This is a genomic window from Methylorubrum populi (assembly GCA_036946625.1).
Classification (GTDB): Bacteria; Pseudomonadota; Alphaproteobacteria; order Rhizobiales; family Beijerinckiaceae; genus Methylobacterium; species Methylobacterium populi_C.
Genome location: JAQIIU010000002.1, coordinates 1548843 through 1574948 on the forward strand (window position 1 = coordinate 1548843; position 26106 = coordinate 1574948).

Here is a 26106-nt window from a genome sequence, read left to right on the forward strand (position 1 = left end):
TCCGGTATCATGTCGAGCCGGTTGCTCCGCGCAGGCCCACGCTCTATCGCTCGGACGAATTCGCCGCGCGGAGACCGGATGGCCCTCGTCTACAAGATCTGCCCGCGCCCCCTCTGGCGGGAGGCGGAGGCGCTCGGCCGCTTCACCGGCGCGCCAGCCGACCGCGCCGACGGCTTCATCCATTTCTCCACCGCCGGGCAGGTGGCCGAGACCGCCGCGCGCCATTTTTCCGGGCAGGACGACCTGCTGCTCGTGGCGATCGAGGGCGACGATCTCGGCGAGGCCCTGCGCTTCGAGCCGTCGCGGGGCGGCGCGCTGTTCCCGCATCTCTACGGCGACTTGCCGCTGAGCGCCGTGCGTTCCGTGGCCGACCTGCCCCTCGGGGCGGATGGGCGCCACGTCTTCCCGGCGGAGATCCCGCGGGCATGATCGAGGCCCTGTTTCCCCTCGCCCGCCCGCTGCTGCACGGGCTCGACGCCGAGACGGCGCACGACCTGACGATCCGCGGCCTCTCCCTGCTGCCGCCGCGCCGGCCGCCGGCCGACGACGCGGCGCTCGCCGTCGAGGCGCTCGGTCACCGCTTCCCCAACCCGCTCGGCCTCGCCGCCGGCTTCGACAAGGGCGCGCGGGTGGCCGACGCCCTGTTGGGCCTCGGCTTCGGCTTCGTCGAGGTCGGCGGCGTGGTGCCGCGAGCCCAGCCCGGCAATCCGCGCCCGCGGGTGTTCCGTCTCGACCGCGACCGGGCGGTGATCAACCGCTTCGGCCTCAACAGCGAGGGGCTCGACGCGGTGGCCGACCGGCTCGCGGCCCGGGCCGGCCGGGCCGGCCTCGTCGGCGTCAACATCGGTGCCAACAAGGAATCGCAGGACCGGCTCGCCGACTACGTCGCCTGCACCACCCGGCTCGCGCCGCACGTGGCCTTCATCACCGTCAACGTCTCCTCCCCCAACACCCCGGGTCTGCGCGACCTTCAGGGCGAGGCCTTCCTCGACGACCTGCTGGCCCGCGTCGTCGCCGCCCGCGACGCCAGCGGGTCGCAGGCCGCCGTGCTCCTCAAGATCGCCCCCGACATCGCGCTGGACGGCCTCGATGCGATGACGGCAACGGCGCTCCGGCGCGGCATCCAGGGCCTCGTGGTCTCGAACACCACGATTGCCCGGCCGGCCACCCTCGCCGAATCGACCCTGGCCAAGGAAGCCGGCGGCTTGTCCGGCCGGCCGCTGTTCGGCCCGGCGACCCGGCTCCTCGCCGAGACCTTCCTGCGCGTGGGCGAGCGAATCCCGCTGGTCGGCGTCGGCGGGGTCGATTCGGCGGAGGCCGCCTGGACCAAGATCCGGGCGGGCGCGCGCCTCGTGCAGCTCTATTCCGCCCTGGTCTACGACGGGCCGGCGCTCGTCGGCACGATCAAGCGCGGCCTCGCCGACCGGGCGCGGGCGGAAGGGCTGACGAGCCTCGCCCCCGTCGTCGGCCGGGATGCGGCAGCAATCGCGCGGGGTGCGTGAGTCGGGTTCCCGACCGAGCGGTTCGGCGCGAGTGCCGGCGCGGCAAGGGCTCGGTCTTCGGTCGAGCGGTGCGCTGGATGGCTACGGCCTCGCCTCGCGATGATGGAAGAAGCGGAAACACGCCGTCATTGCGAGCCGTCAGGCGAAGCAATCCAGCACCGCGACGGCACCGGACGAGGCATCCCAGCGGTTTGATACCGTTTCCGATCGATCGCTTCGGGTTTCGCCACACACCGTCATCGCGAGCGGCAGCGAAGCGATCCAGGGCGACATGTCCGGCAAGGTCGCGCCCTGGATTGCCACGGCTTCGCCTCGCAAGGACACAGGAGAGGCCGAAGTCATCAACCGGAAACGGTATGACACCATTCACCGGCTGCATCGTCCTCGCCTCGTCACGGGAAAAGCGGGTGGTTCGTGACCGTCCGAACCGCGCGCTGCGGCCAGCCCGCATCCGCATGCCACGTCATTTCCTGCACCCGGAATTTTGGTGCAACGCATCAAATCTCCGAGCGATATTTCAGCGAAACCCGCGTTGAGCCATTCCAGAAACGGGCATCTTCTGGATTCGATTCAAATTGCCTTGCGCGGCACGAATACCTCCCCCGCCGCCGGTCGCTCATCAACACGCATCCGCGAGATGCTATCTTCCGGTCACGACATCCGAAACCGCTCACCCGCCAGGGGGCGAAGCGGCGGGCGCGGATCGTCGAATGCCTCTCCCACATCGCGAAAGACCGGGCTGTCGGATGGACCGTTCGCAAGGCTCACCCAAGCGCTCCTCCGCCGCGGGCGGCTGGGGCGCGCTGAAGAGTTGCGGCAAGCACCTGTTGGGCAGCCGGGCGCCGCTGTCGGGTGCGCGCGCCCTGCTCTCGGCCAACCAGCCGGACGGGTTCGACTGCCCCGGCTGCGCCTGGGGCGACCCGGCCCACGGCTCCTCCTTCGAGTTTTGCGAGAACGGCGTGAAGGCGGTCTCCTGGGAGGCGACGGACAGGCGCGCCACGCCGCGCTTCTTTGCCAAGCACACGGTCTCCGAACTGCGCGGCTGGACCGACCACGCGCTGGAGAGCGAGGGCCGCTTGACCCATCCGATGCGCTACGACGCGGAAACCGACACCTACCGCGCGGTGGCGTGGGAGGAGGCCTTCGCCGAGATCGGCGCGACCCTGCGCGGCCTCGACCATCCCGACCGCGTCGAGTTCTACACCTCCGGCCGCGCCTCCAACGAGGCGGCCTATCTCTACCAGCTCTTCGCCCGGGCCTACGGCACCAACAACTTCCCCGACTGCTCGAACATGTGCCACGAGGCGAGCGGCATCGCCCTCACCCAGGCCATCGGCATCGGCAAGGGCACGGTGCTGCTCGAAGACTTCGAGAAGGCGAACGCGATCTTCGTCGTCGGCCAGAACCCCGGCACCAACCATCCGCGGATGCTGGGCGACCTGCGCCGGGCCGCCGAGCGCGGCGCGCGGGTCGTGGTGCTCAACCCCGTGCGCGAGCGCGGGCTGGAGCGCTTCGCCGATCCGCAGAACAGCGTCGAGATGCTGCGCGGTGCGAGCCGCCCCATCGCCAGCCATTACTACCAGCCCAAGCCCGGCGGCGACATGGCCGCCTTCCGCGGCATCGCCAAGGCGGTCTTCGCCCGCGACGCGGCGGCGCTTGCGGAGGGCCGGCCCTCCCTCCTCGACCACGCCTTCATCGCCGCGCATACCAGCGCCTTCGCCGACTACCGCGCGGCGGTGGAAGCGACGGCGTGGGCGGCGATCCTCGACCAGTCGGGCCTGACCCGCGAGGCGATCGAGACCGCGGCCGACGTCTATCTCGGCGCCGACCGGGTGATCGCCACCTGGGCGATGGGCGTGACCCAGCACCGCCACTCGGTGGCGACGATCCGCGAGATCGCCAACCTGCTGTTCCTGCGCGGCCATATCGGCCGGCCCGGCGCCGGCCTGTGCCCGGTGCGCGGCCATTCCAACGTGCAGGGCGACCGCACCGTCGGCATCAACGAGAAGCCGCCGGCGGCCCTGCTCGAAGCGCTCGACCGCGAGTTCGGGCTCAGCGTGCCGCGCAAACACGGCCACAACGTCCTCGGCGCCATCGGCGCGATGCTCGACGGCTCGGCGAAAGCCTTCATCGGGCTCGGCGGCAACTTCGTGCGGGCCACGCCCGACACGAAGCTGGTCGAAAAGGCCCTGAGCGGCTGCGAACTCACCGTGCAGATCGCGACGAAGCTCAACCACTCGCACCTCGTGCCGGGCCGGATCGCCTACCTGCTGCCCTGCCTCGGCCGCACCGAGATCGACCGCAACAGCAGGGGCAAGGTGCAGATCGTGACCGTCGAGGATTCGATGAGCATGGTCCACGGCTCGGGCGGCATCAACAAGCCGGCCTCTCCGCATCTGCGCTCGGAGATCGGCATCGTCGCCGGCATGGCCGCGGCCACCGTCGGTTCGGAGCGGATCGACTGGGTGGCGCTCGCCGACGATTACGACCTGATCCGCGACCGGATCGAGCGGACGATCCCGGGATTTGCCGGCTTCAACACCCGGGTGCGCCGGCCGCGCGGCTTCATGCTGCGGAATCTGGCCGCCGAGCGGGTGTTCGAGACGGCGACCGGCCGCGCCGGTTTTTCGAGCGGGCCGCTGCCGGTCGCGACCGAGCACCAGCGCGCGAGCGCGCGAGGCGACACGTTCGTGCTGCAGACCTTCCGCAGCCACGACCAGTACAACACCACGATCTACGGCCTCGACGATCGCTACCGCGGCGTCTACGGCGAGCGCCGGGTGGTGTTCGCCCATCCCGACGACCTCGCCGCCCTGAAGGCGCGGGCGGGCGAGCGGGTCGATCTCGTCTGCGTCCATGCGGAGGACGGGATCGAGCGGGTCGCGGAGGATTTCCGGCTCGTGCCCTTCGACATGCCGCGCGGTTCGCTCGCCGGCTACTACCCCGAACTCAACGTGCTGGTGCCGCTCTCGGCCTTCGGCGAGTTCTCGGACACGCCGACCTCGAAATCGGTGCTGGTCCAAGTGCGTGCCCGCGCCCAAGTGCGTGCCCGCGCGGCCAAGCCCTTGGGCCGGGCCGCGTGAGCGAACCCCCCGCCGACGCCGAGACGTTCCTGGCCGCGACCGACACCCTCGCGGCCCTGCGCCCGGAACTGAGCCTCCTGGAGGCCGGCATCCTCGCCGGCCTGCATCTCGGGCTCGCGGGCGACAGCCGCAGCTTCGCCCGCATCTTCGGCGTCGAGCACGCCCTGGTGCTGCGGGCGGTGGAGGGACTTGCCGGCGCGGCGCTCCTCACCGTCACCGCCCGCGACGGCCGCACCCAGCGCACCCGCTACGCGGCGAGCGCGGCCGGAACTGCGGTGTTGACGGCGCTCGCGGCTTAAAATCGGGCGGTCAGGAACAGCCGCACGTTGCGCCCCGGCAGCACCACCTCGTCCTTACGGAAGGAGGCGGCGTTGCGGATCACGTCGTCGAGCAGGTTGGTGCCGCGCAGGCCCAGCGTCACCTCGCTCAGACCGTACACGGCCGGATCGAGCGGGCGGCTGCAGGCGATCTCCGCCCTGAGGTCGTTGTAGCCGGGCGTCGGCGTCTCCAGCGCTCCGGTCTGCGTCTGCGCGAAGGCGTGGAGCAGGCTCACCTGTGCGGACCATCCGTCCGCCCGCAGGAACACGCCGCCGCCGACGCGGTGGGGCGGGATGCGCGGCACGAAGCGGCCGTCGTCGAACTGCGCCCGCACGAAGTCGTACTGGGCGCTGATGCCGGCAAACCCGTCGCCGACCGGCACGAGGTCGATCTGGCCCGCGATCTCGGCCCCGGTGAAGGTCGTGCCGGCCTGCGAATAGGCGACCTGCCGCAGATCCCCGCCACCGATCCCGCAACTGCCGAAGGTGTCGCCGCAGGTGAAGCCGGTCAGGCGCTTGTAGACGAAGCCGGTGTAGCGGGTGACGTAGCCGGTCGCGTCGAGGCGGAAGGGGCCCTCCGCGCGACGGATGCCGAGCTCGACGGTGCGGGCGCGCTCCGGCCTGAGATCGGGATCGCCGATCTCGAAGGTGGCGGAGGCCTCGTGCGGTCCGCGCGAGAACAGTTCCGGCGCGGTCGGGGCACGCTCGACGTAGGAGCCGGTGAGGCTCGCGACGAAGCCGTGGGGCAGATCCTGAAGCGCGCCGAAGCTCGCGCTCTTCGGGACGGAGCGGCGGGTGCGGCGGGATTCCACCGGCTCGTCACCGGGCCCCTCGGGCAGGAAGCCGGACGGGAACAGCGCCTGGGTGCCGGCGACCCTGTTGCCCTCGATGCGGCCCGCCGCCTGGAACCGCAGGCCGCCGCCGAGCGCCAGTTCCTCGAACAGGTAGGCGGCGTCGACCCGGGTGTCGGCGGGGCGCAATAGGCCCCCTTCCGCGCCGGAGATGCCGATCCTGCGCCGGTCCGATTGGAGGCCGAGCTGGCCGCTCAGGGTTCCGAACGCCGTCTCGACGGGACGGTGGTCGAGCTCGATCCGCCCTTCCGCCGCGCGGTTCCTGAACACCGCCTCGATGTCCTCGACGCCGTTCGCGCCGGTGCCGAACTCGTTGTGCCGGTAGTTCGAGCCGCCGGCCCAGAACCGGATCGCCGCAAACGGCCCGTCGAGCGGACGATACTCGCCGCGGGCCTGGAGCTTGTCCTGCCTCGGGTCGAGGCGGGTTCGCTGCGCCGCGGCGCCGCGGCCGGGGATGCCGTAGACGGAATCGAAATGGCTGAAGGACAGGCCGACGAAGCCGCGGTCGAACAGGAGGGAGGTGCCGAAGGCGCCGCCCTGCGACCGGTTGAAGGCGTTGCGCTGGATGCCGAGGGGCGTGTCGTAATCGTCCGCCGCGCTTCGGAAAGCGTCGGCGTGGACGGCGACGTTGCCGCTGCCGGCATCGACCGTGGCGGCGACGTTGCGACCGTCGTCGACCGTCGAGGTGCCGGTCGTGACCCGCCCCGCGACACCGCCCGCCGGAATGCCCGTTGGAATGCGGTCGTTCTCCACCGAGACCACACCGCCGACCGCCTGCGAGCCGTAGCGCAGGCCTGCCGGCCCGCGGATCACCTCGATGCGGTCGGCGATCAGCGGGTTGATCGGCACGGCGTGATCCTCGCCGAGATCGGACATGTCCTGCACGCCGGTGCCGTTTTCGAGGATGCGGACGCGGTGGTTGTCGAGACCGCGCACGATCGGGCGCGAGGCGGAGCCCGGCGCGAAGGTCGAGGCGGACAGGCCCGGCCTGTCGAACAGGGCCTCGCCCAGAGAGGTCGGCTGCGAACGCGCGAGCTCGTTGCCGGGGACGACGGTGACCGTCGAGAAACGACCGGTCGCCACCGGCAGGACGCCGACGGCACCGTCCGGGGCCGGATTCGGTCCCGCCGCCGCCTCGCCCGCGCGCCGGCCCGGCCTGTCCGAGGTGACGCTAATCTCGTCCAGGGAGATCTCCTCGGCCTGCAGCGGGGACACGACGAGGCTGGCGAAGCCGATCCCGGCCCAACGGCCAAGCCCATAACGCTTCCTCGGCATGAGACCTTCTCGTCCAAATTATAGCTTGAGCTATAAATTCGAGTGCAACCGTTGTCGAGCCGGGAGGTGACGCGCGATGCGTGAGGAAGGGTCCGCCTGGACGATCGTGCCGGTCAGAAAACGCGAAAGCGCGCCGCCCTCGAATGAGGGCGGCGCGCCGAAGGGTGATCCGAACCGGGCGAAGCGGCTCAGTAATCCTGGGGCTCGGGCTCGACCAGGATCTCGCGCTTGCCGGCGTGGTTGGCCGGGCCGACGAGACCTTCGGTCTCCATGCGCTCCATCAGCGAGGCGGCACGGTTGTAGCCGATCTGGAGGCGGCGCTGGATGTAGCTGGTCGAGGCCTTCTTGTCCCGCAGCACCACGGCCACCGCCTGCTCGTAGAGGTCGCCGCCCTCCCCGCCGCCGAACTGGCCGGCATCGAAGACCGGGCCGTCCTCGGACGCCGCGGCACCGGCCGGGATCTCGCCCTCCTCCGCCGTGACCGCTTCGAGGTAGGAGGGCCGGCCCTGGCGCTTGAGATGGGCCACCACGCTCTCGACCTCCGCGTCCGAGCAGAACGGCCCGTGCACGCGGGTCGTGCGCCCGCCGCCGGCCATGAACAGCATGTCGCCCTGGCCCAGCAACTGCTCCGCGCCCATCTCCCCTAAGATCGTGCGCGAGTCGATCTTGCTCGTCACCTGGAACGAGATCCGGGTCGGGAAGTTCGCCTTGATCGTGCCGGTGATCACGTCCACGCTCGGGCGTTGCGTCGCCATGATCAGGTGGATGCCCGCCGCCCGCGCCATCTGCGCCAGCCGCTGGATCGCCCCCTCGATGTCCTTGCCCGCCACCATCATCAGGTCGGCCATCTCGTCGACCACGATCACGATGTAGGGCAGCGGGTTGAGGTCCATGACCTCGTCCTCGTAGACCGCCTCGCCGGTGGTGCGGTCGAAGCCGGTCTGCACCGTCCGCGTCAGGGTCTCGCCGCGGGCGCGGGCCTCTTCGAGGCGCGCGTTGAAGCCGTCGATGTTGCGCACGCCGACCTTGGACATCTTCTTGTAGCGCTCCTCCATCTCGCGCACGGCCCATTTGAGGGCGATGACCGCCTTCTTCGGGTCGGTGACGACGGGGGAGAGCAGGTGCGGGATGCCGTCGTAGACCGACAGTTCCAGCATCTTGGGATCGACCATGATCAGGCGGCACGCCTCCGGCTTCATCCGGTAGAGCAGGCTGAGGATCATGGTGTTGATGGCCACCGACTTGCCCGAGCCGGTGGTGCCGGCGACCAGCAGGTGCGGCATGCGGGCGAGGTCGGCGATGATCGGCTCGCCACCGATGTTCTTGCCGAGGCACAGGGCGAGCTTGTGCCTGGTCTCCACGAAATCGACCGAGGCCAGCAGCTCGCGCAGGAAGACCGTCTCGCGCTTGGCGTTGGGGAGTTCGATGCCGATGGCGTTGCGGCCGGGGACGACGGCGACGCGGGCGGAGACGGCGGACATCGAGCGGGCGATGTCGTCGGCCAGCGCGATGACGCGGCTCGACTTGGTGCCCGGCGCCGGCTCCAGCTCGTAGAGGGTGACGACCGGGCCGGGGCGCACCGCCAGGATGTCGCCGCGCACGCCGAAATCCTGAAGCGTGGCCTCCAGCATCGTGGCGTTCTGCTCCAGCGCCTCCGCCGAGACTTCCGAACCCGGCGCCGCCTCGCGCGGACGGGCGAGGAGTTCCAGGGCCGGCAGCCGGTACTCGCCGGCCTCCGGGCGCGGCTCGACCGGGCGCGGGCGTGCGGTGGGGGCCTGCGGCGGCGGGCGCGAGACGCGAGAGGGCGGCTCGACGGCGCTCAGGTCGTCCTCGTCGGGGAGCGATGCCGGGCGGGGCGGGGCGGGGCGGGCGGACGCCGCCGCCTCGTCGGCCTCCGGCTCGAACATCGGCTCGCGGCGACCCGCGGCGGCGGCGCGCTCGCGGGCCTGGGGCGCCCAGGGAGCGTCCTCCGGATCTGAGAAGGCGCGCCGCGCCGCGAGCGTGGGCGAGGTGCCGGCATAGGCCAGCCCCTCCCCCGCATCGGCCGGCGCCTGCCACGCCAGGAGCCGGCTGCGCAGCAAGGCGCGCCCGCGCATGACCGCCTGGGCCAGGGCGCCGAGCGAGAGGATGCCAAGGCTCGGCTCGTCGGCATCGTGGCGCTCGTCGTAGGCCGCGGCGCGTCCGGAGCGAGGCGCATCGTAGGCCGCCTCGTCGTCCTCGAATTCCGGCTTGGTCACCCGGCAGGCGCCGGTGAGGCCGAGGATCGCGATGCCCGCGAACAGAAACCCGGAAAAGTTCGCCAGCGGTCCGATCAGCATCCGCGTGCCGGCGAGCAGCGCGTCTCCCGTCACGCCGCCGAGGCCGGTGGGCAGGGGCCACCGGGTGGTCGGCGGCAGCGCGCTCGCGACCGCGCTCACGCACAGGACGCCGACGAACCACAGCACGATGCGCATGCCGCCATGCGGCAGGTCGCGCTCGCGCATCAGCCGCATGCCCCACAGGGCGGGGGGCAGGGCGAGCGCGATCGAGCCGAGCCCGAGGAGCTGCATGGCGAGGTCGGCCACCACGGCGCCGGGGCGGCCGAGCACGTTGTGCGCCCGCTGGTCGGTGGCGTGGTTGAGGCTCGGGTCGTCGATCGACCAGGTCGCCAGGGCCACCGTCAGCGCGATGGCGCCGGTGAAGAGGATCAGGCCGCCGCACTCCGTCAGCCGCTTGGCCAGGAAGGGCCGCAGGCTGTCGACGAACGTGTCGTAGGGCGACGCGGAACGGCGAAGGGAACGCATGCGCAAACCGGTCCGGTGTCAACGGTCCGGTAAGGCTAATGCCGGACGGTTAACGCCGGGCTAAGCATCCGCGCGCGAGGTCGGACCGCTGCCCCGTGAAACGCGAGAGGCCCCGGATCTCTCCGGGGCCTCTCGAGGCGGGACCGTCCCCGGCCGGCGAACCGGCCGGCGGCGTCAGAAGGTGAAACCGGTCTCGACGAGGTAGCGCTCCTGCGAGCGGCGGGTGCCGTCGCGGCCGAAGCCGAAGCCGGGCGTCACGTCGTAGGCCTGCACCGTCGCGAACTCGCCGCGGAGGAAGTAGCGGTCCCAGGTGAAGGTCGGCGTGATCGTGAACGAGAAGGCCGAACTGCCCGGGCCGTAGAGGACGCTGGTCGCCGCGGTCGGCGAGACATCGCCGCGCGTGCCCGACTGCGCGATGTACTCGACGCGGCCGGCCAGCGCGAAGTTGTCGGTGAAGGTGTAGCCGGCCAGCAGGGCGCCGCCCCAGGTCTCCGCACCGTTGATCGGGGTGAGATAACCCTCCTTGCGGGCGACGTTGGTGTACTGGACGTACGGCGAGATGATCCACGGCCCGTTGGCGTAGGTGTAGTTCACGCTGACGATGCTGCTGTTCTGCAGCGAGTTGATCGTCGCGAACTGGAAGCGCGGGCTGCGGGTCGAGGCGTCGAAGTCGCTGAAATGCGTGCCGCCGTTGATGCCGATCGTGTTCGAGTCGTCGAGCTTGTAGGTGGCGAAGCCCGTCACCCAGTTCAGTTCGCCGGAATAGAAGCCGTCGGTCACCGCGAGGGCGGCCGCGAAGGGCCCGCTGGCGTAGTTCACCTGGACGCCGTGGTTGATGAAGTTCTCCTGGTTGAACACCAGGCCGCGGGAGATGTTCAGGTTCTGGTAGGAGAACAGCAGTTCGGAGCCGATGTTGGTGAACATCCGGCCGGCCTGGATCGACCACTCGTCGTTGATCTGCCACTTGCCGAAGGCGACCGGGATCGGGCCGAACAGCGACTCGGTCTGCTCGAACGAGGAGTAGAGCGGCAGGCCGAGCGCCGGGATCGAGTAGAGGCCGGCATGCACGTAGAACTGCAGCGGGCCGTCCGCCTTCTGGATCCAGCCCTGCAGGTTCGAGAAGTCGACGCGGCCGTAGCGGTCCACCTCACCGCCGGGCGAGACGATGCCGAAGGCGTTGGTCTGGGTGTAGGCGAATCCGGTGATGGCGCCACCGACATAGATGTCGCCGAGGCCCGTGACGATGCAGGCCGGGTTGGGATTCGCCTTGATGAGACCGCCGAAGGTCGGGGTCGAGATCGCGGCCTTGCAGTGCTCTTCGACGATCACGGGCGCCTGCGCCGGCATGTCGGCGGCCAGGGCCGGCATCGCGATGACAGTCGAGAGCATCGCCCCCGCGGCCAGGATCTTCGTGTCGATTGTCATCAGGCTCAGCCCCCAGGTCTTTGATACTGCCAAGGTGCCGAACTCGACCGTTCGGGGCAAAATGAAGTTTTGCGCATTTGCCTAGTTTTTGAGCAAATCCGCGTCGGGGCAACCTAAGGAAGATCCCATGTTGCGGGAAGGCAACGCCTGCTCCCACCACAGAAGTCGGATCTTTCGCAGAAAACCGGCGCGCTCTTCACGTTTCGTCAACCTTGTAAAAACCGACAGCCGGAGAATCCGCAGGGCGCAGCAAATCCGTCTTCGCATCCGGTGACGCAAAAAGGCCCCGGCGCGGCGCGCCGGGGCCCTCGTTCGCGTCACCTGCCCCAGGGGCAGGGACATCGATCAGTAGTTGTAGGCGCGCTCGCCGTGGTCGGCGATGTCGAGACCCTCGCGCTCTTCTTCCTGCGTGACGCGCAGGCCGATCGTCAGATCGACGAGCTTGTAGAGGATCGCCGAGCCGATCCCCGACCACAGGAGGGTGAAGCCGACCGCCTTCGCCTGGACGATGAGCTGGGCAACCATGTCGTAGGAGCCCAGCACCAGCTCGCCGGGTTTGGTGGTGTAGTCGGGGATGCCGGCGCCGCCGAGGTCGGGCGAGACCAGGATGCCGGTGGCGAGGGCACCGATGATGCCGCCGATGCAGTGCACGCCGAACACGTCGAGGGAGTCGTCGTAGCCGAGCGCGTTCTTCACGGTGGAGCACATCACGAAGCAGACCGCGCCCGCGACGAGGCCGAGCACGATCGAGCCCATCGGGCCGGCGAAGCCCGCGGCCGGGGTGACGGCGACGAGGCCGGCGATGGCGCCCGAGAGCATGCCGAGCAGCGACGGCTTGCCCTTGGCGGCCCACTCCACGAACAGCCAGGACACGGCCGCGGCGGCGGTGGCCACGAAGGTGTTGATCATGGCCACGCCCGTGGTGCCGTTGGCTTCGAGGTTCGAACCGGCATTGAAGCCGAACCAGCCGACCCAGAGCAGCGAGGCGCCGATCGTGGTCATGGTCAGGGAGTGCGGGGCGAGCAGGTCACGGCCGTAGCCGATGCGCTTGCCGAGCATCAGGCAGCCGACGAGGCCGGCGATGCCGGCGTTGATGTGCACCACGGTGCCGCCGGCGAAGTCGAGGGCGCCCCACTTGAAGAGCATGCCGGCGTCACCGAGCACGGCGTCGTACTCGCCCTTGGCGGCGGCGTTGGCCTCGCCACCGGCGGCGGCGAGCTTGCGCGCGGCGTCGGCGAAGACGTCGGGGCCGCCCCAGTACCAGACCATGTGGGCCATCGGGAAGTAGATCAGCGTGACCCAGAGGATCGTGAACACGATCAGCGCCGAGAACTTCATCCGCTCGGCGAAGGCGCCGACGATGAGGGCGGGGGTGATCATCGCGAACGTCATCTGGAAGCAGATGTAGACGTATTCGGGGATCACGACGCCGTTGGAGAAGGTGGCCGCCACCGCGTTGGCGTCGACGCCCTTGAGGAAGGCCTTGGAGAACCCGCCGACGAAGTCGTTGAGGCCGCCGCCGTTGGTGAAGGCCAAGCTGTAGCCGTAGGTGACCCACAGGAGGCAGACGATCGAGGCGATGGCGAAGACCTGGGTCAGCACCGAGAGCATGTTCTTGGTGCGCACGAGGCCGCCGTAGAACAGCGCCAGGCCCGGCACGGTCATCATCAGGACCAGGACCGCCGAGAGCAGCATCCAGGCCGTGTCGCCCTTGTTGGGCAGGGGCGCGGACGGCGCCGGGGCCGCGGCGGCCTCGGGTGCGGGCGACTGCGCGAGCGACGGCTCGACGAGGAGGAGGCCGATGGCGGCCCCTCCCAGCCCGAGCGCGAGAAGGGTACGAGGTTTCATGGACAGGAAGCTCCTGATCGCAATGCGTCGAGCGTGAAGGGATAGGGGGGACAAGGCGATGCGGCCGGGCGCTTCGCTGGAACGGAAAGCCTCGAGGCCGCGGCCGTGGAAGCCGGGATGGAGCAGGACCTCAGAGCGCGTCGGCGTCGGTCTCGCCGGTGCGGATGCGGACCGCCTTCTCGAGCGGCATCACGAAGATCTTGCCGTCGCCGATCTGACCGGTGCGGGCGGCGCCCGCGATCGTATCGATCACGCTGGTCACGAGATCGGCCGAGACCGCCACCTCGATCTTGAGCTTGGGCAGGAAGCTCACGGCGTACTCGGCACCGCGATAGATCTCGGTATGGCCCTTCTGGCGGCCGTAGCCCTTGACCTCGGTCACGGTCAGGCCGTGCACGCCGATGCCGGTCAGGGCGTCGCGAACCTCCTCCAACTTGAACGGCTTGATGATCGCCATCACGATTTTCATGGGCGGCGCCCCCTTTGTTCTGCCTTCTCACCGCCGGCCGCGCACCGGCCGAGACCCAGCGGTTCCGCGAGGATCGGTATGACCCTGCGACCGCGCGCCTTCATTCAAGGACCATGCCAAGCGGAACCATTTTCAGCCTCGCACTTCTGCCCAGAACGTAAGCGGCATATGATCGCCCAATGGGCATCGACGGCGCGATGCCCGCCCAATAAATGCGCAATCAGTCCGTTTACGCGCCACAAACGAGCGCCCTCGCCGAAAGACGCATCCCCGCCGCCCGTTCAGACGCGACGCAGGCGGATCAGCCCCTCCTGGGCGACGGAGGCGACGAGACGTCCCTCCTCGTCGTGGAACGTGCCGCGGGCAAATCCCAGGGCCCCCGCGGCGCTCGGGCTGTCCTGCGCGTAGAGCAGCCAGGAATCCATCCGGAACGGACGGTGGAACCACAGCGCGTGATCGAGGCTGGCGGACTGGATCTCGGGGTCGAACACCGTGCGCCCATGCGGGATCAGGGTCGAATCGAGCAGGGTCATGTCCGAGGCGTAGGCGAGCACGGCCCGGTGGATCGCGGGATCGTCCGGCAGAGGCTTCGTCGCGCGCATCCAGACGTGGTAGCGCGGGGGCCTCGGCGTGCGGTCGCGGTAGCGCTCGACCTCGACCGGCCGCAATTCGATCGGCCAGGCCTTGGTGAAGTAGGCACGCAGGGGCTCGGGCACGATGCTGCCCTCGTCGCGCGCAAGCGTCCGCGCGTCGGCGAGCGCCTCGGGACCGGGCACGTTGGGCCGCGCCGCGGCGTGATCGAACCCCTCCTCCGCCACATGGAACGAGACGGACATGGCGAAGATCGCGCGGCCCTTCTGGACCGCCTTGACCCGGCGGGTGGTGAAGCTGCCGCCGTCGCGGATGCGCTCGACCTCGTAGACGATCGGCACCTGGGGATCGCCGCCGAGCAGGAAGTAGGCGTGCAGCGAGTGCGGCGGGCGCGACGCCTCGACGGTGCGGGAGGCCGCGACCAGCGCCTGTGCCACGACCTGACCGCCGAACACCCGCGGCCAGCCGATCCGGGGGCTGATCCCGCGGAACAGATCGGTCTCCAGGCGCTCCAGATCGAGGATCGCGAGGAGCGCATCGACGGGATCGGGCATGGCAGCTTCACGACGGCTTGCGTGGGGGGAAAGGGACGGAAGACCCGGCCCCGCGGATACGGACGAGCCACATAGCGGCCCCTCCGGACAAGGCCACGGCGTTTCATCCCGCGGCGAATGCAGCCGAATCCGTCACGCCCGGGTGCGGGCGGCGGACGGGCGGGCTATCACGGACCGATTCCGGCGTCGCGCGCCAGGGTCGCGCGCCAAGTAGGGTCGCGCGCCAAGTACGGCACCGAACCGGCAGCGGGGGGGGAGGGGCACGCCCGATGAGCGCAATCGACCATCCTCTCCGGGAGCATCCGATCGGGGATCCTCCCATCGGGGACCGCCGCGCCGGGAGCCGCAGCCTGCTCGTGGCCGGGGCGGGCATCGCCAGCCTCACCCTGGCGCTCGCCCTGAAGCAGGCGCACGGGGCCGCCCTCGACGTGGCGGTCTGCGATCCCGGCCTGGCGGCGGGCGCGGCGCGCCATCGCGGGCGCGCCTACGCCGTCGCGGCCGGACCGCGGCGGATGTTCGAGCGCCTCGGCCTGTGGCCCCGGATCGCTCCGGCGGCGGAGCCGATGCGCCGCCTCGTCATCAGCGACAGCCGGGTCGGCGACCCGGTGCGGCCGGTCTTCCTCACCTTCGGCGACGGCACGGAGGCGCGCGAGGCGGGCGAGCCCTTCGCCCACATGGTCGAGGCCGAGCCCCTGGCCGGCGTTCTGATCGACGCCTGCCGGGACGCGGGCGTCCGGCTCGCGACGGCGGGCGTGCGCGCCGCCGTGCCGGGCCCGCGCGCGATCCGGGCCCGCCTGAGCGACGGCAGCGAGGCCGACGCCGCGCTCGTCGTCGCCGCCGACGGCGCGCGCTCGGCGCTGCGGGAGGCTGCCGGCATCGGCTGGGTCGGCTGGTCCTACACGCAATCGGGCATCGTCGCGACGATTCGGCACGCCCGCGCCCACGAGGGGCGGGCCTTCGAGCACTTCCTGCCGAGCGGCCCCTTCGCGATCCTGCCGCTCGCGGCCGGGGGCGCGCTCGGCCACCGCTCCTCCATCGTCTGGACCGAGCGCAGCGCCGAGGTGGCGGCCCTGCTCGGCGGGGGCGCCGAGGAGGCGCTGGCGGAAATCGAGCGCCGGTTCGGGCCCGAACTCGGGCGGATCACCCTGGAACACGGCCCGAGCGCCCACCCGCTGCATCTCGGCATCGCCCGCAGCTTCCGGGCGCCCCGCCTCGCGCTGCTCGGGGACGCCGCCCACGTCATCCACCCGCTGGCCGGCCAGGGGCTCAATCTCGGCCTCGCCGGGGCGGCGGCGCTCGCCGAGGCGGTGACCGGCGCCCTGCGGCTCGGGCTCGATCCCGGCGCGGACGCGGTGCTGCGCGACTACGAGCAGGCGCGCCGCTTCGACACGGTGGCGATGGCCGCAGTGACCGACGGGCTCAACCGCCTGTTCTCCAACGACAGCCTGACCCTGCGCCTCGCCCGCGACCTCGGCCTCGGCCTCGTCGACCGGATGCCGGGCCTGAAGCACTTCTTCATCGGGCAGGCCTCGGCCCTGCGGGGACGGACGCCGCGCCTGCTGCGGGGCGAAGCTCTGTGAGGCGGGCGCAAGGGGTGCATGGCTGCGGCAAACCCCGTCGCCGGCCGTCTTCGAGGAGCGATCGAGGGTTCAGGTCGCCTGCGCTGCCGCGCGACCGGCATTGCGGCCGCTGAACAGGCATCCGCCCAGGAAGGTGCCTTCGAGCGAGCGGTAGCCGTGCATGCCACCGCCACCGAACCCGGAAGCCTCGCCGGCCGCGTAGAGGCCCGGCATGATCGCACCGTCGCGCCCGAACACGCGGCCGTCCAGGTCGGTCTCGAAGCCGCCGAGGGTCTTGCGTGTGAGGATGTTGAGCCGCACGGCGATCAGCGGGCCGTGGGTCGGGTCGAGCAGGGCATGGGGCTTGGCCGTCCGGATCAGCCGGTCGCCCAGCGACCTGCGGGCGTTGCGGATGCCCATCACCTGCGCATCCTTGCAGAAGACGTTCGCCAGTTCACGGTCCCGTGCGACGATCTCGGCGCGGAGCGCATCGAGGCGGATGCGGTCGTTGCCGGCGAGCGCGTTCATGCCCGCGACCAGCGCCTCCAGATCGTCGCGCACCACGAAGTCCGCGCCGTGCGTCTTGAACGCTTCGACGGGCGCCGGCGCGTTCCTGCCGACGGCGCGCTTCAGCGTCATGCGCCAGTCCTTGCCCGTGATGTCCGGGTTCTGCTCCGAACCCGAGAGTGCGAATTCGCGGCGGATGACGGTCTGGTTCAGCACGAACCAGGAATAGTCTTCGCCTGTCCTGGCAAGATGCTCCAGGGTGCCGAGCGTGTCGTAGCCGGGATAGAGCGGCGCCGGCAGCCGACGCCCGAACGCATCGAACCACATCGAGGACGGGCCCGGCAGGATGCGAATGCCGTGGTTCGGCCAGATCGGGTTCCAGTTCCGCAATCCCTCGACGTAGTGCCACATGCGGTCGCGGTTGATCAGGCGGGCGCCGGCCGCTTCCGTGATGCCGATCATCCGCCCATCGACGTGCTCGGGCACGCCCGACACCATCCGCCGCGGTACAGGCCCGAGCCGGGACGGCCAGTTCCTGCGAACGAGTTCGTGGTTGCCGCCGATGCCGCCGGACGCGACGATGACCGCCTGGGCACGGAACGCGAACGTTCCGGTCTCGATGCGGCTCGAAGGGGCGCCGCGCGCCGCCGCGCTCGGTTCGAGGACGGCGCCGTGCACCCCCTCGACGGTGCCGTTGGTGACGACGAGGCCGTCGACCCGGTACCGGAACCGGAAGGTCAGACGGCCGTGCTTCTCCGCCTCCCGCGCCCGCCGCTCGAACGGCGCCACGACACCAGGGCCGGTGCCCCAGGTCAGGTGGAAGCGCGGCACCGAGTTGCCGTGCGTCGTCGCCGCGCCGCCGCCGCGCTCGGCCCAGCCCACGACCGGGAACAGGCGGTGCCCCATGGCGCGCAGCCAAGCCCGCTTCTCGCCCGCCGCGAAGGCGACGTAGGCCTCGGCCCAGCGGCGGGGCCAGCCATCCTCCTCGCGGTCGAAGCCCGCCGAGCCCATCCAGTCCTGCAGAGCGAGGTCGAGGCTGTCGCGAATACGCTGGCGCCGCTGCTCGGGGGTATCGACCATGAACAGGCCGCCGAGCGACCAGAACGCTTGGCCGCCGAGAGCCTGTTCCGGCTCCTGATCGAGCACGATGACCCTGCGCCCCGCATCGGCGAGTTCCGTCGCGGCGACGAGGCCGGCCAGCCCCGCACCGACGACGATGACATCCGCATCCGCCACCGTCTTCCCTCAGGTCACAGAACGATCCGCCGTCGGTCGTACGATGGCCGCCGCCGCCCGCGAAGCGCGCCGCCGGGGCGGCCCGGCACGTTCGCGCGCGATTGTCACGCGATTGTCAGCCGAGTTGGCCGCCGACACCTCGGGCCGGCACGCCTCCGCCGCCATTTGCGGCCACCCGGTTTTTCGTTCATGTAGCGGCACCGCGCGCCGGGCGCGTCCGCGCCTGCGATCCGCTCCGCCCGACCGCATCGGGATTGTCTGAAAACCCGGGATCTTCGAACCCATGGCCACACCGGATTTCGACCTCGGCGACATCAAGCGCCGCATGCAGGGTGCCGTCTCCTCCCTGAGCAAGGATCTGGGATCGCTGCGCACCGGCCGCGCGACGCCGAGCCTGCTCGATCCGATCCAGGTCGAGGCCTACGGCGCCTCGATGCCGATGGCCCAGGTCGCGACCGTGAGCGTGCCGGAGCCGCGCCTGCTCTCGATCTCGGTGTGGGACCGCTCGATGGTCACCAACGTCGAGAAGGCGATCCGCGAATCCGATCTCGGCCTCAATCCGATGACGGAAGGCCAGACCATCCGCCTGCGCATCCCCGAGATGAACGAGCAGCGCCGCAAGGAGATGGTCAAGGTCGCCCACAAATACACCGAGGAGGCCCGCGTCGCCGTGCGCCACGTGCGCCGCGACGGCCTCGACATCCTGAAGAAGCTGGAGAAGGACGGCGCCATCGGCCAGGACGACGAGAAGCGTCAGGCCGGCGAGGTCCAGAAGGCCACCGACGACGCCATTGCCGAGATCGACGGCGTTCTGGCGGCCAAGGAAAAGGAGATCATGCAGGTCTGAACGCCCGACCTGCATCGCGCGAGGATGGGCGGGGCGGGGCCGCGCCGGGCCGCGGCGGCAAGGGGGGGCGGCAAGGGGTGCGACGAGAGGGGGAGGCTGCGTTGGTTCGCTCGGAGAGCGCGCGGCAGATCGGGGAGGCGGCCGGGGCCGCCCCCGAGGGCGCGGCGCGGCCGGCGCCGCGGCACGTCGCCATCATCATGGACGGCAACGGCCGCTGGGCCGCGCGCCGGGGCCTGCCCCGCTTCGAGGGGCACCGCCGCGGCGTCGAGGCCGTGCGCCGTGCGGTGCGCTCCGCGATCACCCTCGGCGTCGACTATCTCACCGTCTACAGCTTCTCCTCCGAGAACTGGCGCCGGCCGCCCTCGGAAGTCTCCGAACTGATGGGCCTGCTCAAGCTGTTCGTGCGCGGCGACCTCGCCGACCTCCACGCCAACAACGTGCGCATCCGGGTGATCGGCGACCGGGCCGACCTCTCGCCGGACATCGCCGGCCTGCTCGACGAGGCGGAGGCGCGCACCGGCGCCAATACCGGCCTGACCCTGGTCGTCGCCTTCAACTACGGCGGACGCCAGGAGATTCTCCGGGCCGTGAAACGCATTGCGTCAGCCGTCGCCGAGGGACGCCTGCGGCCCGAGGAGATCGACCTGCCGACCATCGCGGAAGCGCTCGACACCGCCGGCATCCCCGACCCGGACCTCGTGATCCGCACCTCCGGCGAGCAGCGCCTCTCGAACTTCCTGACCTGGCAGACGGTCTATGCCGAGTACGTGATCGAACCGGGCCTCTGGCCGGATTTCGACCACGACGCCTTCCGCGCGGCGATCGACGAGTATCACCGCCGCGACCGCCGCTTCGGCGGCCTCGGTGCCGGGGCCGGCTGATGGCCGCCGACGAAGCCGTTTCCACGGCACGGCGCGCGCCCTTCGCCACGCGCGAGTTCGGCCTGCGCGTCGCCTCGGCGCTGGTACTCGGTGCGGCGGTGCTCGGCACCCTGATCGTCGGCGGCTGGGCCTTCGCCCTCGTCTGGCTGATCGCCGGAACCGTCGGCGCCGCCGAGTGGCTCGCCATGACCCGCTCCGAGCCGCTCCTGCCGCTGCTGGGCCTCACCGGCGCGACGATGTTCGGAGCGCTCGCCGCCGTGCTGCTCGGCGCCCCCCCCTGGATGCCGCTCCTCGTCCTGCTGGCCGGCAGCCTCGGCCTCCTCGTCCTCGGGCACGGTCCGGGCCGGCGCAAGCCGGTCTGGGGCCTGCTCGGCGGCGCGGTGGTCGCCCTGGTGCCGACGCTGCTGCGGATCGATCCCGGCATCGGCCTCGTCGGTCCGGCCTGGATGTTCGCCGTGGTGTGGTCGACCGACAGCGTCGCCTACTTCACCGGCCGCCTGATCGGCGGGCCGAAGCTGATGCCGCGGGTGAGCCCGAAGAAGACATGGTCGGGCGCGCTCGGCGGCCTCGCCGCCGGCATCCTCGGCGGCACCGCGACCGTGCTCGTCGCCCGCGCGCAGGGCTGGGACGCGCTGCCCGCTCTCTCCACCGCGGCGGTCGCCGTCTTGAGCGGGCTCGCCTCGATCCTGTCGCAGGGAGGCGACCTCGTCGAGTCCGCCCTCAAGCGGCGCTACGGCGTCAAGGATTCCGGCCGTTCGATCCCCGGCCATGGCGGCGTCATGGACCGGCTCGACGGCTTCTTCGCCGTGGCCGGGCTCGCCGGCCTGTGCCTCGCCGCCCTGCGGCTCCTGAATGCCTGAACGGAAACGATCCCCGTGAGCCTCACCGTCACCGTCCTCGGCGCCACCGGCTCCATCGGCCGCTCGACCACGGACCTGCTCGCCCAGCATGCGGGCCGCTTCCGCGTCGGCGCCCTCGTCGGCGGGAAGGACGCCGCAGCCCTGGCCAGGCTCGCCCGGGAGCTGAAGCCCGACTTCGCCGCGCTCGCCGACGCGAGCGCCGGTCCGGCGCTGGCCGAGGCGCTCGCGGGTTCCGGCATCCCGAACGGCGCGGGCGAGGGCGCGGTGCTGGAGGCGGTCGCCCGCGAGGCCGACATCGTGGTCGCGGCGGTGAGCGGGGCGGCGGGCCTGAAGCCCACCCACGCGGCGCTCCGGCTCGGGCGCACCATCGCGCTGGCCAACAAGGAGAGCCTCGTCTGCGCCGGCGACGCCTTCATGCGCGACGCCGGGCGCTACGGCGCCCGCATCCTGCCGGTGGATTCCGAGCACAACGCGCTCGCCCAGGCGATGGGCGACGGCCGCGTGTCCGACATCGCCAGGATGACGCTGACCGCCTCCGGCGGCCCGTTCCGCACCTGGACCCGCGAGCGCATCGCCGCAGCAAGCCCGACCGAGGCCGCCGCCCACCCGACCTGGTCGATGGGCATGAAGATCAACATCGATTCCGCCTCGCTGATGAACAAGGGGCTGGAGCTGATCGAAGCCCACCACCTCTTCGGCATCGAGGCCGGACGGCTCGACGTCATCGTCCACCCGCAATCGATCGTGCACGGGCTGATCGCGTGGCGCGACGGCGCGGTGACGGCGGGGCTCGCCATGCCCGACATGCGCGTGCCGATCGCCCACTGCCTCGGGCTCGGCGATCGCCTGGAGATCGCCCGCGGCCGTCCGCTCGATCTGGCCGCCACCGGCAGCCTCACCTTCGAGCCCGCGGACGAGGCCCGCTTCCCCTGCCTGCGGGTCGCCCGCGCGGCGCTCAGCGAGGGGGGTGCGGCACCCACCGTGATGAACGCCGCCAACGAGATCGCGGTGGCCGCCTTCATCCGCGGCGCCATCCCCTTCTACGGCATCGCCGAACTGGTGGAGCGGGCGGTCGAGCGCTTCGCCGCCGAACACCGCCGGGCCCCCGATGACGTCGAGGAGGCCCTGGCCATCGACGCGCAGGTGCGCGCCTGGAGCCGGGAGGCGGTCCCGGCCGCCCGCGCGGCGGGTTGACCTTCACCGAGTGTGATCGGGGACGGCCGTCGAGCAAGAGCACGCACCAAGAGCACGCACGGCGCGCGATTAGATCTCGCGCTCGAACGTGAGGCGTGCGACGATCCGCGGATTGCGGGCCGTGAGGCCGCCCTGTCAGGGCGGACGGCCGATACGACCGGAACCGATTGCGGTCTCGACAGTCGGCTTCCTAACGACAGTCGCGGCCTGAAGGAATGGCGGCCATGGAATTCTTGAGCGGCATGGGCGGCAACGCGGCCGGCTTCTTCGGCGCGGTGATCCCGTTCCTGTTCGTGCTGACCATCGTCGTGTTCGTGCACGAGATGGGTCACTTCCTGGTCGGGCGCTGGTGCGGGGTCGGCGTCACCGCCTTCTCCATCGGCTTCGGCCCGGAACTCGGCGGCTTCAACGACCGGCGGGGCACCCGCTGGAAGCTCTCGGCGATCCCGCTCGGCGGCTACGTCAAGTTCGTCGGCGACGCCAACGGCGCCAGCGTGCCCGATCCGGAGGCGGTCGCCCGCATGAACCCGCACGAGCGGGCGGTCAGCTTCCCGACCCAGCCGGTGGCCAAGCGCGCGGCCATCGTCGCGGCGGGCCCCATCGCCAACTTCATCCTGGCCATCGCCGTCTTCGCCGGGGCGATCTACGTCAACGGCCGCCACGAGACGCCGGCCCGGGTCGAGGCGGTGCAGCCGAACAGCGCCGCCGCGCGGGCGGGTTTCCAGCCGGGCGACGTGATCCGCACCATCGACGGGCAGGCGGTCGACACCTTCGGCGACATGCAGCGCGTCGTCTCCGCCGCCGCCGGCTCCTCGCTGACGGTCACCGTGGACCGCGGCGGGCAGGCGGCGACCCTGACGGCCGTGCCCGACATGATCGAGGAGCGCACGCCCTTCGGCCGCCACCGCTTCGGCCGGCTCGGCATCAACGGGCCGAACGCCGGCGCGGCCAAGCTCGTGCATTACGGCGCCCTCGACTCCCTGCGCCTGGGCGTCCACGAGACCGCCTTCGTGGTGGAGCGCACCTTCGACTACATCGGCAAGCTCGTCACCGGCCGCGAGTCCGCCGACCAGCTCTCGGGTCCGATCGGCATCGCCCGGGTCTCGGGCGAGGTCGCGCGGGTCGGCGGCGTCGGCGGGCTGATCGGGCTGATCGCCCTGCTCTCGGTCTCGATCGGGCTCCTGAACCTGTTCCCGATCCCGCTGCTCGACGGCGGCCATCTGCTGTTCTACGCCTTCGAGGCGGTGCGCGGGCGCCCCTTGAGCGAGCGGGCGCAGGAGATCGGCTTCCGCATCGGGCTGGCCTTCGTGCTGATGCTGATGCTGTTCGCCGCCTGGAACGACATCCTGAATCTGGGCGCCTCCCTGAGCCAGCGCGGCACCTGATCCGACGCGTGATCCCACCCGATTCGACGGCCCGGCTCGCATGCCGGGCCGCTCGCGTTTTGGGTTGACAAGCACTTGGCACGATCCGGACAGGATCGGGAAAGTCGTGATCCCGACCATATTTACGCCCTATTCACCTTAATCCGGGATCATCCGGAACGGGTCTTTCGCGTTAAGTGGCGCGAAGGCCACGACCCCCCAAAATCCCGGGATGCCGGACTTCGCCCGCGTTTGCTTCGTGGGGGAATCCCGATACAAGCGTGGCTGGGACCAGAGGGCGGCGAGCCTTAAGGGCGGCTGCCTGCGGGTGCGAACCCGTGCTGAGACAAAAAGAGACGGGCGATTACATGATGTCGATGACGGGAAAGCGCCGGCGAAAGTCGGCGGAGCAGGCCATCGTTCTGGTCGCCACCGCCGCCGGCGTGATCCTCGGCGGCGCGGCCGCGCAGGCCCAGCAGATCGTCGTCGAAGGCAACCGTCGGGTCGATTCCGACACGATCCGCTCCTACGTCACCGGCACCGCCTCCGGCTCGCCCGAGGAAGCGCGGCGCAACCTTCTCTCCACCGGCCTCTTCTCCGACGTGCAGGTCTCGGGCCGCGGCGGCACCACCGTGGTGCGGGTGCGTGAGAACAACGTGGTCGGCCGCGTCTTCTTCGAGGGCAACAAGAAGGTCGAGAAGGCGACGCTGGAAGGCGTGGTCGAGACCAAGGAGCGCGGCGCCCTGAGCCAGGCGGTGATCGCCGCGGACGTCGAGCGGATCCGGGACGTGTACAAGCGCTCGGGCCGCGGCACGGCCAAGGTCGGCTCCCGCCTCGTCGACCTGCCCAGCGGCCGCTCCGACGTCGTCTTCACCATCGACGAGGGCGACAAGACCGGCATCCGCGAGATCCACTTCGTCGGCAACCAAGCCTACTCGGAATCGACCCTCAAGGGGCTGATGTCCTCCTCCGAGATGAACTTCCTGTCGTTCATCAAGACCTCCGACGTCTACGATCCCGACCGCATCTCCGCCGACCTCGACGTCGTGCGCCGCTACTACCTCAAGAACGGCTACGCCGACTTCCGCGTCGTCAACGCCGATGCCCGCTACGTCGAAGCGGGCGAGGAGGCCGGCTGGGTCGTCACCGTCACCGTCGAGGAAGGCGAGCCCTACACGGTGGGCGCGGTGGCGGTGGACCCGCGCATCCCCGGCGTCGACCGCGAGGCGCTGGACGGGCAGATCCGCGCCCAGGTCGGCGACGTCTACAACGCCGAGGACGTCGAGAAGACGCTGGTCGGCGTCACCAACGAGGTCAACCGCCAGGGCTACCCCTTCGCCCAGGTGCGCCCGACCGGCCAGCGCGACCGCGCCACGCATCAGGTCGCCCTCGGCTTCGTGGTCGAGGACGGCCCGCGCGTCTACGTCGAGCGCATCAACATCCGCGGCAACACCCGCACCCGCGACTACGTCATCCGCCGCGAACTCGACCTGACCGAGGGCGACGCCTACAACCGCGTGCTGGTCGACCGGGCCGAGCGACGGCTGAACGGCCTCGGCTTCTTCAAGAAGGTCCGGTTCTCCAACGAGCCGGGCTCGGCGCCGGACCGGGTGGTGGTGAACATCGACGTCGAGGATCAGCCCACGGGCTCGTTCTCGGTGGCGGGCGGCTACTCGACCCAGGACGGCATCATCGGCGAGGTCTCGGTCTCCGAGTCGAACTTCCTGGGCCGCGGCCAGTACGTGCGCTTGGCCGTGCAGGGCGGCCAGTTCGCCCGCGGCATCGACTTCTCCTTCACCGAGCCGTACTTCCTCGGCTACCGCCTCGCGGCCGGCTTCGACGCCTTCTACAAGTACTCCGACCTGACCCGCTGGTCGCGCTACGAGACCACCGTCTACGGCGGCCAGCTCCGCCTCGGCCTGCCGATCACCGAGGAGTTCGGCGTCACCTTCCGCTACTCGCTCTACAACACCGAGCTGCGGGTGCCGAACACGATCAAGCGGCCCTACAACGACTGCTCGGTGGCCATTCCCGGCTACACCGCTCTCAATCCGACCGGGACGATCGATCCCTCGAGCGGTCGCGACGTGAGCGGCACGCCGGCCTACCCGGCCTGCGCCTTCGACGGCGAGGCCTCGATCGCCCTCAAGGGCCAGCAGGGCAACGTGCTGACCTCGCTGGCGGGCGTCACCCTGGCCTACTCGACGCTGGACAACCTCCAGCGCCCCTCGAACGGCTTCTACGGCGAGGTGAAGCCCGACATCGCCGGCATCGGCGGCGACTCCAAGTTCTTCCGCGTGACGGGCGACGCCCGCTACTACAAGGAACTGTGGGAGGACGTGGTCGGCTTCGTGCGCGTCCAGGGCGGCCACATCTCGAATCTCGACAGTCAGCCGCTGCGCATCACCGACCAGTTCTTCCTCGGCCCGTCCCTCGTCCGCGGCTTCGCCCCGAACGGCCTCGGCCCGCGCGACGTCGGCATCGCCGACGCCCGCTCCAACGCCATCGGCGGCACCACCTATTTCGGCGGTACGCTCGAGGTTCAGTTCCCGATCTGGGGCCTGCCGAAGGATCTCGGCCTGAAGGGCGCCGTGTTCGCCGATGCCGGTACGCTGTTCGGCTACGCCGGCAGCCGCAACTTCGACGTGAACGGCGACGGCTTCATCAACGGCTTCGCCCCCGGATCGGGCTGCAACTACACGAACTTCGGCAGCACCGCGATCAAGGTCGAGCCCGAATGCGTGAACGTGCGCGACAAGCCGACGATCCGCTCCTCGGTCGGTGCCTCGATCCTGTGGAACTCGCCGCTCGGCCCGATCCGGTTCGACTACGCCTACGCCCTGACGAAGGACGAGGGTGTCGCGACGGCCGTGGGTCGGGCCGGCAAGGACCAGCTCCAGGCGTTCCGCTTCTCCGGCGGCTCGCGCTTCTGATCCCCGAGGCCCGTACCTGAAAGAGCC

General features: G+C 70.8%; 19 protein-coding genes. 11 read left to right on the plus strand and 8 right to left on the minus strand.

The features are described from left to right. The first annotated feature begins 78 nt into the window (after positions 1-78). The gene (locus PGN25_09310) at positions 79-429 is read left to right on the plus strand and encodes a DUF952 domain-containing protein (protein MEH3117773.1); all 351 of its coding nucleotides are present in this window, start codon (positions 79-81) and stop codon (positions 427-429) included. Then, positions 426-1502 carry a quinone-dependent dihydroorotate dehydrogenase gene (locus tag PGN25_09315; GenBank protein ID MEH3117774.1) on the plus strand — a complete coding sequence of 359 codons (1077 nt, stop codon included), beginning with the start codon at positions 426-428 and terminating at the stop codon, positions 1500-1502. Before PGN25_09310 ends, PGN25_09315 begins: the two co-directional genes overlap by 4 nt. A 138-nt stretch (positions 1503-1640) precedes the next feature. On the opposite strand, the gene PGN25_09320 is transcribed toward PGN25_09315, so the two are convergent. After that, complete coding sequence (locus PGN25_09320) at positions 1641-1805, minus strand: hypothetical protein (GenBank protein MEH3117775.1); 165 nt, start codon at positions 1803-1805, stop codon at positions 1641-1643. 443 nt (positions 1806-2248) lie between these two features. Between PGN25_09320 and PGN25_09325 the strand changes: the two genes are divergently transcribed. Continuing rightward, positions 2249-4585 (plus strand): FdhF/YdeP family oxidoreductase, encoded by a 2337-nt coding sequence (locus PGN25_09325; GenBank protein ID MEH3117776.1) that lies wholly within the window; start codon positions 2249-2251, stop codon positions 4583-4585. Next, positions 4582-4884 (plus strand): hypothetical protein, encoded by a 303-nt coding sequence (locus tag PGN25_09330; GenBank protein MEH3117777.1) that lies wholly within the window; start codon positions 4582-4584, stop codon positions 4882-4884. The genes PGN25_09325 and PGN25_09330 overlap by 4 nt, the downstream gene beginning before the upstream one ends. On the opposite strand, the gene PGN25_09335 is transcribed toward PGN25_09330, so the two are convergent. From PGN25_09335 to tesB, 6 genes are all read right to left on the minus strand, one after another. After that, the gene (locus tag PGN25_09335) at positions 4881-7028 is read right to left on the minus strand and encodes a TonB-dependent receptor (protein ID MEH3117778.1); all 2148 of its coding nucleotides are present in this window, start codon (positions 7026-7028) and stop codon (positions 4881-4883) included. The two genes, PGN25_09330 and PGN25_09335, sit on opposite strands and share 4 nt — an antisense overlap. 188 nt (positions 7029-7216) lie before the next feature. Continuing rightward, positions 7217-9811, minus strand: coding sequence for a DNA translocase FtsK (locus PGN25_09340; GenBank protein MEH3117779.1), 2595 nt, complete (start codon positions 9809-9811; stop codon positions 7217-7219). A 174-nt stretch (positions 9812-9985) separates the two neighbouring features. Next, positions 9986-11236 carry an outer membrane beta-barrel protein gene (locus PGN25_09345; GenBank protein MEH3117780.1) on the minus strand — a complete coding sequence of 417 codons (1251 nt, stop codon included), beginning with the start codon at positions 11234-11236 and terminating at the stop codon, positions 9986-9988. A gap of 345 nt (positions 11237-11581) precedes the next feature. Beyond that, positions 11582-13084 (minus strand): ammonium transporter, encoded by a 1503-nt coding sequence (locus tag PGN25_09350; protein ID MEH3117781.1) that lies wholly within the window; start codon positions 13082-13084, stop codon positions 11582-11584. 130 nt (positions 13085-13214) lie between these two features. Continuing rightward, positions 13215-13553, minus strand: a complete 339-nt coding sequence (locus PGN25_09355) for a P-II family nitrogen regulator (protein ID MEH3117782.1) — start codon at positions 13551-13553, stop codon at positions 13215-13217. Positions 13554-13834: 281 nt separating this feature from the next. Further along, the gene (tesB, locus tag PGN25_09360) at positions 13835-14698 is read right to left on the minus strand and encodes an acyl-CoA thioesterase II (GenBank protein MEH3117783.1); all 864 of its coding nucleotides are present in this window, start codon (positions 14696-14698) and stop codon (positions 13835-13837) included. 269 nt (positions 14699-14967) lie between these two features. Between tesB and PGN25_09365 the strand changes: the two genes are divergently transcribed. Beyond that, positions 14968-16278: an FAD-dependent monooxygenase gene (locus tag PGN25_09365; protein MEH3117784.1), complete on the plus strand. Its 1311-nt coding sequence runs from the start codon at positions 14968-14970 to the stop codon at positions 16276-16278. 69 nt (positions 16279-16347) lie between these two features. Here the strand turns inward: PGN25_09365 and PGN25_09370 are convergent, their stop codons facing one another. Further along, positions 16348-18000, minus strand: a complete 1653-nt coding sequence (locus tag PGN25_09370) for an FAD-binding dehydrogenase (GenBank protein MEH3117785.1) — start codon at positions 17998-18000, stop codon at positions 16348-16350. A 283-nt stretch (positions 18001-18283) separates the two neighbouring features. On the opposite strand from PGN25_09370, the gene frr reads away from it, so the two are divergent. The 6 genes from frr (at position 18284) to bamA (ending at position 26079) form a co-directional block, all read left to right on the plus strand. Beyond that, positions 18284-18847 (plus strand): ribosome recycling factor, encoded by a 564-nt coding sequence (gene frr / locus PGN25_09375; GenBank protein MEH3117786.1) that lies wholly within the window; start codon positions 18284-18286, stop codon positions 18845-18847. 101 nt (positions 18848-18948) lie between these two features. Next, entirely contained in the window at positions 18949-19728 is a 780-nt protein-coding gene (locus tag PGN25_09380) for an isoprenyl transferase (protein MEH3117787.1), read from the plus strand. Next, positions 19728-20588, plus strand: coding sequence for a phosphatidate cytidylyltransferase (locus PGN25_09385; protein MEH3117788.1), 861 nt, complete (start codon positions 19728-19730; stop codon positions 20586-20588). The genes PGN25_09380 and PGN25_09385 overlap by 1 nt, the downstream gene beginning before the upstream one ends. A 15-nt stretch (positions 20589-20603) precedes the next feature. Continuing rightward, complete coding sequence (gene dxr / locus PGN25_09390; protein MEH3117789.1) at positions 20604-21782, plus strand: 1-deoxy-D-xylulose-5-phosphate reductoisomerase; 1179 nt, start codon at positions 20604-20606, stop codon at positions 21780-21782. 224 nt (positions 21783-22006) lie between these two features. Beyond that, on the plus strand, positions 22007-23167 hold the full coding sequence (gene rseP / locus PGN25_09395) for an RIP metalloprotease RseP (GenBank protein ID MEH3117790.1): 1161 nt from the start codon (positions 22007-22009) through the stop codon (positions 23165-23167). Positions 23168-23514: 347 nt separating this feature from the next. Then, positions 23515-26079: an outer membrane protein assembly factor BamA gene (bamA, locus tag PGN25_09400; protein ID MEH3117791.1), complete on the plus strand. Its 2565-nt coding sequence runs from the start codon at positions 23515-23517 to the stop codon at positions 26077-26079. The last annotated feature ends 27 nt before the right edge of the window (positions 26080-26106 follow it).